The organism is Oceanobacillus piezotolerans (assembly GCF_003665065.1).
Taxonomy (GTDB): Bacteria; Bacillota; Bacilli; order Bacillales; family Amphibacillaceae; genus Oceanobacillus; species Oceanobacillus piezotolerans.
Genome location: NZ_RCHR01000013.1, coordinates 21,437 through 27,740, shown reverse-complemented (window position 1 = coordinate 27,740; position 6,304 = coordinate 21,437). Strand labels below are relative to the sequence as shown.

Annotated in this window: 6 protein-coding genes and 1 pseudogene; 2 read left to right on the top strand and 5 right to left on the bottom strand. The window is 37.3% G+C overall.

Annotated elements, in window-relative coordinates:
* Positions 1-356: transposase (locus tag D8M04_RS19545; protein WP_147436843.1), on the top strand; the 356-nt coding region annotated here is incomplete at its 5' end.
* A gap of 490 nt (positions 357-846) precedes the next feature.
* Here D8M04_RS19545 and arsC read toward each other — a convergent pair.
* The 4 genes and pseudogenes from arsC to D8M04_RS19525 form a co-directional block, all read right to left on the bottom strand.
* A complete protein-coding gene (arsC, locus tag D8M04_RS19540; RefSeq protein WP_121525096.1) occupies positions 847-1,269 on the bottom strand; it encodes an arsenate reductase (thioredoxin) in 423 nt (140 codons plus the stop codon).
* Positions 1,270-1,282: 13 nt separating this feature from the next.
* Positions 1,283-2,581, bottom strand: a complete 1,299-nt coding sequence (locus D8M04_RS19535; protein WP_121525095.1) for an arsenic transporter — start codon at positions 2,579-2,581, stop codon at positions 1,283-1,285.
* Positions 2,582-2,621: 40 nt separating this feature from the next.
* Positions 2,622-3,024 (bottom strand): annotated as a pseudogene (locus D8M04_RS19530) (ArsI/CadI family heavy metal resistance metalloenzyme).
* A 62-nt stretch (positions 3,025-3,086) separates the two neighbouring features.
* On the bottom strand, positions 3,087-3,413 hold the full coding sequence (locus D8M04_RS19525; RefSeq protein WP_121525094.1) for an ArsR/SmtB family transcription factor: 327 nt from the start codon (positions 3,411-3,413) through the stop codon (positions 3,087-3,089).
* A 484-nt stretch (positions 3,414-3,897) separates the two neighbouring features.
* Between D8M04_RS19525 and D8M04_RS19520 the strand changes: the two genes are divergently transcribed.
* Positions 3,898-5,079 carry a uroporphyrinogen decarboxylase/cobalamine-independent methonine synthase family protein gene (locus D8M04_RS19520; protein WP_121525093.1) on the top strand — a complete coding sequence of 394 codons (1,182 nt, stop codon included), beginning with the start codon at positions 3,898-3,900 and terminating at the stop codon, positions 5,077-5,079.
* A gap of 413 nt (positions 5,080-5,492) precedes the next feature.
* Here D8M04_RS19520 and D8M04_RS19515 read toward each other — a convergent pair whose 3' ends face one another.
* The gene (locus D8M04_RS19515; RefSeq protein ID WP_121525092.1) at positions 5,493-6,260 is read right to left on the bottom strand and encodes a pirin family protein; all 768 of its coding nucleotides are present in this window, start codon (positions 6,258-6,260) and stop codon (positions 5,493-5,495) included.
* Between the last annotated feature and the right edge of the window lie 44 nt (positions 6,261-6,304).

Genomic DNA, 6,304 nt, shown 5'->3' with positions numbered 1-6,304 from the left:
TCATAGGTGAAGCTGGAGATCTTAGTAAATTTGCACATGGGAACTCCCTATTAAGACATGCCGGCTTAAATTTAGCAGAGGCCAGCTCAGGTAAATGGAAAGGACAAATTGTCATTTCTAAACGTGGAAGATCTCGGCTAAGGCGTAACTTGTTCTTAGCAATTATGAGTCTAGTCGCAAACAACCCTGAGTTTAAGGAATTACATGCCTACAATGTCCAAGTGAAAAAGATGAAAAAAATGAAATCTATTATGAAACTGGTTGGCAAATTCGCAAGAATTTTAGTAGGGATAGCCCGAAACAATGAACCTTATTGTCCTGAAAAAATACAACCCTTAGCATCAATAGCAGCATAACTGACCCTTTTAATAAGACAGAATTTAACTAAACATCAATATTAGTATTATAGTGGATGTTGGCTTATTCGTAGGATCTCAAAGAAAGCACGGAGTACTGGAATACTTAAACAAAAGGGCACAGACCCATACCGTTAGCAAAACCGGCCTCCACCCCTTGGATAGGCATGACGAAGGAATGAGAGGGCATTAGACCCGTTGAGACATGGGAGGGAAAGCCTCCAGGGGCGGCGTGGAGAATACGTGCAGTATACTTATAAAAAATTGGAGTTACTAACTCCTCTATTCTCGCATGCCTTCATGAAGCCTTTATTATCGACACTCATTCCAATTATCCGTTTATGTACTGAAAAGTGGTTTGAAATCCTGCGAATAAGCGAGCATTTACGAGTAAATCGAATCTATCTGAGGGAGTTTAAGTGAATTCATTCACAATATATATTAGTAAACATTTATGTATTGCAAAAACACCAGTCTCTTGGTGTTTTTGTTATTCCCCTGTTTCAGCAAAGCGTTTGATGCGTTCGCTAATTTCATCGCGAACACGCTGGAAAACTGCCCATTTTTCTCCTTCCGTTCCTTGAGCTCTTGCAGGATCATCAAATCCCCAGTGTTCCCGTTTCACTTTAGGCGGTGTAACAGGGCATTTATCTTTAGCATCACCACAAAGGGTAACCGCTAAGTCTGCATTGTTTAGTATTTCAGGATCGATAATATCCGAGGTTTGGTTTGAAATGTCAATTCCTGCCTCTTTCATTGCTTTCACTGCATTCGGATTCAGTCCGTGCGCTTCAATCCCAGCACTTTTAACTTCCCATTCCTCTTCGTTTAAGTATTGTTTTGCCCATCCTTCTGCCATTTGGCTTCGGCATGAATTCCCAGTACATAAAAAGTAGATTGTTTTTTTCGCCATAACTCATTCTCCTTTAGAACAATAGTAGTGAAATATAAAGTCCAATTAATGTTACCAATAGGATGGGTATCGTTAAAATAACCCCAGTTTTAAAATACGTTCCCCATGATATTTTTACCCCTTTTTGGGATAAAACGTGAAGCCATACCAAGGTAGCAAGGGAACCAATTGGAGTGATTTTTGGACCTAAATCAGATCCAATGATATTGGCATAAACAAGTGCTTCTCGTATGACACCAGTTGTATTCGTTTCTGCAATGGCTAAGGCATCAATCATGACAGTAGGCATATTATTCATAATCGCAGATAGAATAGCCGCGATAAAGCCCATGGAAACGGTAGCAACTAATAAACCTTCTTCTGCCACCTGTTGAATCACTGCTGCCAAGGCAGAGGTAAGTCCTGCATTCCCTAATCCATAAACAACCACATACATCCCAATCGAGAAAAATACAATATTCCAAGGTGCCCCTTTAATCGCTGCTTTCGTATTTACGGCTTCACTTCTTCGAGCCATTAGAATAAAGAGTATCGCGATAACCCCAGCTACAATAGAAACAGGAATTTTAATGAATTCGCTCGTAAAGTAACCAATTAATAATACCGCTAGAACAAACCAGGAAAGGCGGAACAAGTTTTGGTCTTTAATCGCTTCCTCTGGTTTTCTTAATTTAGACAGATCGTATGTCTTAGGGATGCTTTTTCTGAAATAAATAAGTAGAACAGCAATCGTTGCAACCAGTGAAAAGATATTTGGAATGAACATTCTTAATGCATATTCCAGAAATCCAATTCCAAAGAAATCCGCCGATACAATATTCACTAGGTTACTTACGATAAATGGCAGGGACGTCGTATCGGCAATAAAGCCACTCGCCATAATAAATGGAAACACCATTTTTTCTTTGAAATTTAAATGACGAACCATGGCAAGCACAATGGGTGTCAATATTAATGCTGCTCCATCATTGGCGAATAAGGCAGCAACGATGGCACCTAAACTACTGACATAGACGAACATTTTAATTCCATTCCCCTTTGCAATCATCGCCATATGTAAGGCTGCCCACTCAAACAAACCAATTTGATCGAGTATCAATGAAATTAGAATGATTGCCACAAATGATAAGGTTGCGTTCCACGTAATGTCTATTACCTCTAAAACATCACTAAATCCTACCACTCCTACTAAAAGGGCAATAACTGCTCCAGCACAGGCAGACCAACCGATATTTAATCCTTTAGGCTGCCAAATAACAAAAATTAACGTAACAATAAAAATGATAAGTGCAAATATCAATGTTGTTGACAAAAATAGACCTCCAATTAACAGCAAGAAATTCTTTCGATGTTTAACTTACACAACAAGTATTCCCTTCAACTTGTTTCGTATCGCTATCTTCTTTGGTATAGAAGAACTCCCATTCATTCCCATCTGGATCTGTCACCCAAAATTTATCTTGAACAGCATAGCAACAAGTTGTATTCATCTCTTCACGGGCATAGAAACCCTTTTTTCTAATCTCTATTTATGTAAAATTACTTCTTCGGCAATATTAACTTGGAAACCAAAATGGTTAACTTGATTGCCTTTCACTTTATCCTTTACGTTAAACGTAAAATTCAATCTTACTTCATCTAATAAGAATTTTGATAATCAGCTTTTGTTTTTACAGGCCTCATTCCAATCACCTTTTAGAAATCCATTGATTTTTCCAAATCGGTAACGTTAATCCCCACGTGAACATAATGCATTTAAAATTCCCCCAGTTATCGTTTTGTTTAATCAAAAAAAGTTGATTTAGTAGCTTAAACAATTAGCAACAACTAGTATTTGATGCTTTATTTCCCGTTTTTCTAAAGATGCAACAAAGTTCTTCAGAAAGCAAACCGTTTACTTCTTTCTCGTTTATATCGTAATAACTCCAGGTGCCCTTTGTTTGTTTCTCAATCAAGTTTGCATCTAATAAGATTTTAAGATGATAAGATAGTTTTGATTGTGAAATACCAAAGGATTCAGTTAAATCACATACACACAATCGACCCCTATGACAAAGCTCATACATGATTTCCATCCTTTTTTGATCAGCAAGGGCTTTAAATTTCTTTTCATATTGTTGAAATGAAGGCTTTAATACTTCCAATTAATACCCTCCTTACATCAAATTTATTTGATATATAAATCTTAATTTAACTTCAGATAAAAAGCAACTAATTAATCAAAAAAAATTGATTTATTAGTTACTCCCAATTGAACAATGTTCACTAAAGTAACTTTTGTTAAAAAAAGACCGCCGTATTGACGATCTCCTTGTAGTATTAAAGCACCAGTTTGTTTAAGTAGAATATTTCACAAAATGTTTTTTCTTTGGATATATGATGTTTTATCGTGCCCATCATGTGAACGTTCTATCTACTGGGAAATTCCAATTTTGTTAACCTTAAGTCCGAAAGGCATAGAAAACTAGCTAATATATATCCAGCACCTAAAAAAATCCATCGAAAAAGAAAGAAGCTTGCTATAGGTAAAAGCTATGGCAGGCGGTAGTCTTTAAGTGTTACACTATGGATGCGTTTTTATGTTAGGATTTATTTAACAAAAAGTTTAAGGGAAAGGAAATTGATTAAATGTCAGGATCAGAACGTTTTTTACTTGTTGGTTCGCTCTTGCGACCAGATGAATTACAAACTTATAACCGCGAAATTGAAAGTCGAGATGATATAACTTATCCCTTCTATGATGACTTAGAAGGCTACGCAGAAACAGAAGGAAAAACCGTTACAGAAGTTGTCAATAAACAAATCGAAGCTGGTATTCCAGAAGTAACGGATGGAGAATTCCAACGTTCTATCTGGCACTTGGACTTTGTCTGGGGCTTGGATGGTGTGGAGCGTTCAATCGGTGATTCAGGTTGGAAGTTCCAAAATGATACGGATGGTTTTGAAGAAGGAACATTTGAAACTCGTAAAGATATCGACGTCAAAGTCGTAGCCCCTCTTCACTCTAACAACCATACTTTCATCGACCACTTTAAACGCGTTCGTGAAGAAGCTGGGGATCACTCAGTTAAATTAACCATTCCATCACCTGCCCAAATTTATAACGAATTTGTGCGTTCAATGTCTGACGAGAACGGTTATTCAAACGAGGTTTACCCAACGACTGATGATCTTGGTGAAGGCTTGGTTCAAGCTTGGAAAGAATTCGTAGACGAGTATACAGTTGTGGGTGGTGAAATACTTCAGTTTGATGACTGTACTTGGGCACTCTTCTCTAAAGACAACCCAATTGGCTACTATACTCAAGATGGAGCTACTGACGAAACTGTTAAAGCGCAAGCAGAAAAGCTTGTTTCCTTAAACAATGCAGTAGTTGACTATGCCCATGAAAAAGGCTTAACAGTATATACTCATAACTGTCGTGGTAACTACGGCTCTCGTTATGCTATGGGTGGTTCTTACGAGCATGTTGCTAACTACTTCTTAGCTAATCAAAACTATGACCGTTTCTACTTAGAGTGGGACGATGACCGTGCAGGGAACTTAGTAGCCTTAGAAGCTTTCAAAGATAAACCTGAAACAGAAGTAGTTATTGGGTTCTTATCATCGAAAAAATCTGGTCTAGCTGATAAAGAAGCTGTTTTGGCAGAGCTTGAAGAAGCAGCAAAATACATCCCTAAAGACAAACTATACCTCTCACACCAGTGTGGTTTCGCATCATGTGACGGCGGAAATGACCTTACTCATGAACAACAGTGGAATAAAATCAAACAAGGTCAAGAAATCGCACAAGCATTCTGGGGCGAGTAGATGAAAAGTTAGTTCCAGACAGTCCCACCATTTTTAACAAAAGAACGAAGCTCTCTCTAACGGAGTACATATATAGAATAATAAGATAACAAAAAGAGTGCAAAATCTGCACTCTTTTATCATCATTTACGATACGGTTCTCCGTGACGTATCTAAGTGCGGTTTTTAATAATTGATTCTTACTTTTTTATAACCTTAAACGGATTTGTCTATTTTGGCATTTAATCCATGTATGGTAGGACAGTAAATTTCCTGCATATCCAAAAGACCCCCAACATACCACCAATGTATAATATAGTTTATATTTAAGGTCTTCTGATTATGGAGCTCATTTAAGTAAAGCACCCGTTACTTTAATAACAACTTCTTTGAAGATAATATGGTACCACCATATAAACTCAAGTAATCTCGACTTATCTCGATTTTCTATATAAAGGATAATCTACTTCAATAGGAACTTCTATAAAAAAGACTCTAAGGTCCTTTTCTAAAGTTCTAATAACAACTTCGCTTATTTTTTCTGATTGAACAATAAAAAAATCTTTATGGTTAAAATGGGAAGTATCATTTGTATCTAAGATAAGTGAACCCTCACCTCTAATCACCAAACCTGCTAACGTTCTATTTGCTGGAAGTGTGTGAGTGTAAGTCTTTCCTTTAGGAATATTAACATCCCACATTTTAGCATCTGCTACAATCTCAATAGGTGCATCATTTCCTAAAATCGTTTTGATTGAAACACCATTTTCATTGACTTCTGGAAAATCACTTGATTCGAATTGCGAATAAGTAGGTTTACGTTTAATAGCCTGGCTCAAACGTGGTTCAAACCAAATCTGGAATGTTTCTGATGGTTCATTTGTTGCTTCTGCATGAGATACCCCAGAACCCGTCTGCATCACCTGCGCTCCACCTTCACCTACGACACTTTCTGTACCCAACGTATCAGTGTGATAAGCTTTACCTTTTATTACATAAGTAATTATTTCATAACCTTGATGGGGGTGTAATCCAATTTCCGCAGGTTCCGATGACTTGGCCCAGGCCCAATAAAATAATGGTCCAAGTCTTTCTATAACGGAATCTTCTCCAGGGAAGCCTATTGGTTTTTGCTCTTTTATTTTTCCACCGTCGAATTGTCCTATTGCTTGATCTTCAGGCTTAATAATTTGATATTTCATGTAAATCCCTCCTCCTTTTTAGAGTGGACAATATCCTAACACTA